Raw genomic sequence first — 3444 nt, 5'->3', positions numbered from 1 at the left:
GCGTCAAAAACCTCGAGGTTTTGGCACGGGCGCCACCAAGCCCCCGAACCTTCGCGGCCCTTTCGGACAAAGGGCCGCGGCTTAAAGCATCAAGCTTTTAGCTCGATGCTTTAAGTTTTGTTTTAGCGAGCAATTCCATGTGTTTATCTTGACGCTGGCGCGTCAACCTAAACACATATTGCTCTAGCCAGCTTCCTTGGCCGCCTCCGCGCGCCAATAGGCCAGCGTCGCGGCGAGGGTTTCGCGCATGGCGCGCCGCGGCGCCCAGTTCAGCCGCGCCTTGGCCCGGCTGGCGTCGATCAGGGTATAGCGGATCTCGCCCTGCCGCTGGCGCGCCGCATCCGGCTGCACGGAGATTTCCACGCGCGCCATGCTCAGCAGCATGTCCAGCAGCGTGCCGATGCGCTGCGGCTTGCCGCTGGCGATGTTCAGCACCTCCTTGGGCGCGAAGTCGGGCAAGGCGCAGGCTGCATTATAGGCCGTGCAAATATCGTGAACATCCAGGAAATCTCGCCAGCTATCGAGATTTCCCGTCTTCAGCACCGGCGGCTGCAGCCGCGCCTCGATCCGCGCGATCTGCCGCGCGAAGGCCGGCACCACGAAATCCGGCAGCTGCCCCGGCCCGGTATGGTTGGCCACGCGCAGGCGCAGCAGCTTCAGCCCCGGCAGCGCGGCCAGGGCCTCCTCGGCATTGGCCTTGCTCAGCGCGTAGGGGCCGACCGGCTCGGGCACCGTCGCCTCCGTCACCGCCTCGCCATCGATGAAGGCGCGGCCATAGACTTCCGTGCTGGAGACGAAGATGAAGCGGCAGGCGGGCGCATGCGCCAGCACCGCCTCTGCCAGATTGAGGCTGCCCAGAACATTCACCGTGAAGCTGCGCTCCGGGTTGGCGGCGGCATGGCGGGGCGAGGAAATGCCAGCCAGATGCAGCAAAATATCCGGCTGCGCGGTTGCGATCAGCGCCTCGATGGCCTTCTGGTCGGTAATGTCGAGCGAGGGGGCGAGTAATTCCAGATGCGGTGCCTCTTGGCGCAGATGCGCCAGTAGATGCCGTCCGGCGAAACCGCTGGCGCCGGTGATCAGCAGCCTGGTCATGCGGCGCGCGACAGACGGTGCAGATCGGCCTCCACCATCTCGGCGGCCAGCGCCTCCAGCCCGACCTGCGGCACCCAGCCCAGGGTGAGATGCGCCTTGGCCGCGTCGCCGCGCAGGCAATCCACTTCCGCCGGGCGGAAAAAAGCGGGATTCACCCGTACATGATCCCGGTAATCGAGCCCGGCATGGCGAAAGGCGATCTCGCAGAATGATCGGATGCTCACGCTACGTCCGGTTGCAATGACATAATCTCCCGGACTGTCCTGCTGCATCATCAGCCACATCGCTTTCACATAATCACGGGCATGTCCCCAGTCCCGTGTCGCTTCAAGATTGCCTAGCTCAAGCCCTTGATTCAAGCCCAGCTTGATCCCTGCCACGGCATTTGTAATCTTTCGGGTAACGAATTCCATGCCACGCAATGGGCTCTCATGGTTGAATAAAATGCCGGAAGAGGCGTGCAACCCGAAGCTTTCCCGGTAATTCACGGTAATCCAGTGCCCGGCCAGCTTCGCCACCGCGTAGGGGCTGCGCGGATAGAACGGGGTGGTCTCGCTCTGCAGCGGCGCCTGCGCCTTGCCGAACATTTCCGAGGATGAGGCCTGGTAGAACCGCACCGGGAGGTTGGAGAGCCGGATCGCCTCCAGCAGGTTGAACACCCCCATGCCGGTCACCTCGCCGGTGAGAATCGGTTGCTGCCAGGAGAGCGCGACAAAGCTTTGCGCGCCGAGATTATACACCTCATCGGGCCGCACCCGGGTCAGCAGCCGCAACAGGCTGGAGAGATCGGTCAGATCCCCGTCCAGAATCTCCACTTCGTCCGCGATGCCCAGCCAACGCAACCGCGCACGCGCCTGGTCAGGGTTTGAACAGCGCCGCGCCATGCCGGCGACATGATAGCCCTTCTCCAGCAGCAGCTGCGCCAGATAGGCGCCGTCCTGCCCGGAGATGCCGGTGATCAGGGCGGTTTTCATCGGCGGTCGGCAAGCGAGCGGGGTGGGAGCATGTCGAGCCTCTTCATCTTCTGGGTGGTCATGGGCCTGTAGGTATGATGCAACCATAGGTTGGCGGCTTTATCAATCGTTCCGCCTTCGGATTTTTTTGACCAGGATCAAGGACGCGGCGATTCTGGCGACGCTATTGCTGGTTTAACGCAATAAGGGGAGTGGCCATGCCTACTCATTTGAACACGCTGATCGTCCTGGCCGACGCCGAACATGCGCGGTTCGTGCGGCCCGAACCGGAGGATGACAGCCTGCATTCAAGCGCGCGCGCCGCGCCGCAGGGGGGCACCCCCGGCGCGCGTGAGGACGCCCATGCCCGCGCCCGCGAAATATTGCCGATCTGGGTGGCGACCGAGCTGAACCAGCAGGTGGCGCTCTATGACCAGCTTTATATCGCGGCACCGGCGCACACGCTGAAGGGGATCCGCCTGCATCTCGGCAAGGCCGCGCAAGCCAAGTTGCGGGAGGTTTCGGACAAGGACCTGACCTGGCTGCAGGATCACGAGCTCTGGCCGCATCTGCGCCAATGGCTGTGCCCGGTATATGGCGCGCGGCTGCCGACATGAACAGGTTTCAAGCCGCCCGTCACATTGCGCTGGTTTCATCCGGGCAGCGTCAGGGCCAAGTGGATGTCCGATAGTTTCGGAGATCAATCATGGCCAAGACCCAAGAGAGCGGCAATTATTTCCTACGTGACATGAACGTGCTGCGCGCCCAGGCGCAAAAATCCATCGCGGATGGCGCGGTGACGCCGGATTATAAAAACCCCGCGCGCGCCATCGAACTTCTGCAAGGCGCGCTGGCGACGGAAATCGTCTGTGTGTTGCGCTACACGATGAACTCGATCTCCGTGTCCGGCATCACCTCCAAGAGCGTCGGCGAGGAATTTGCCGAGCACGCGGCGGAGGAGCGCGAGCATATGGAGCGCCTCGCCGAGCGGATCGATCAGCTCGGCGGCACGCCGAATTTCAATCCGGAGGGCCTGGCCTCACGCTCGGCCACGGAATATGGCCATGCCGAGACGCTGACCGAAATGGTGAAAGGCAATCTCGTCGCCGAGCGCGTGGCGATCGAGCATTATCGTGATCTGATCAAATATTTCAGCGAGGCGGGGGATCCATCCACCCGTTCGTTGCTGGAAGAGATACTGGCGGATGAGGAAGACCACGCCACCGACATGCTGGATCTGCTTGAAGACGGCGACGTCAGGCCCATCGTAAAGGACTAAAGCGCAAAAGTTTTTGGAGGGCGGCCCTTTTTTCAAAAAGGGCCGCGAAACGTTGGGGGGGGGTGGGCACAGGCGCTGCCAACACCCCAGACGTTTTCCGCCCTTTTTCAAAAAAGG

General features: G+C 62.5%; 4 protein-coding genes. 2 read left to right on the top strand and 2 right to left on the bottom strand.

The window, feature by feature from the left end:
• Positions 1-183: 183 nt before the first annotated feature.
• Positions 184-1095, bottom strand: coding sequence for a GDP-mannose 4,6-dehydratase (locus MXAZACID_RS05885; RefSeq protein WP_008493241.1), 912 nt, complete (start codon positions 1093-1095; stop codon positions 184-186).
• Positions 1092-2069 (bottom strand): GDP-mannose 4,6-dehydratase, encoded by a 978-nt coding sequence (locus tag MXAZACID_RS05880; protein ID WP_008493240.1) that lies wholly within the window; start codon positions 2067-2069, stop codon positions 1092-1094. Before MXAZACID_RS05880 ends, MXAZACID_RS05885 begins: the two co-directional genes overlap by 4 nt.
• Before the next feature lie 197 nt (positions 2070-2266).
• Here MXAZACID_RS05880 and MXAZACID_RS05875 point away from each other — a divergent pair, with 197 nt between their 5' ends.
• Together MXAZACID_RS05875 and MXAZACID_RS05870 are read left to right on the top strand one after the other, a co-directional pair.
• Positions 2267-2665, top strand: a complete 399-nt coding sequence (locus MXAZACID_RS05875) for a host attachment protein (protein WP_083878497.1) — start codon at positions 2267-2269, stop codon at positions 2663-2665.
• 89 nt (positions 2666-2754) lie between these two features.
• Positions 2755-3327, top strand: a complete 573-nt coding sequence (locus tag MXAZACID_RS05870; RefSeq protein ID WP_008493238.1) for a bacterioferritin — start codon at positions 2755-2757, stop codon at positions 3325-3327.
• Positions 3328-3444: the final 117 nt, after the last annotated feature.

Origin of the sequence: Acidocella sp. MX-AZ02, assembly GCF_000306035.1 — a bacterium.
In the GTDB taxonomy this organism is placed as follows: Bacteria; Pseudomonadota; Alphaproteobacteria; order Acetobacterales; family Acetobacteraceae; genus Acidocella; species Acidocella facilis.
This window is presented reverse-complemented; position numbering and strand designations above follow the sequence as displayed.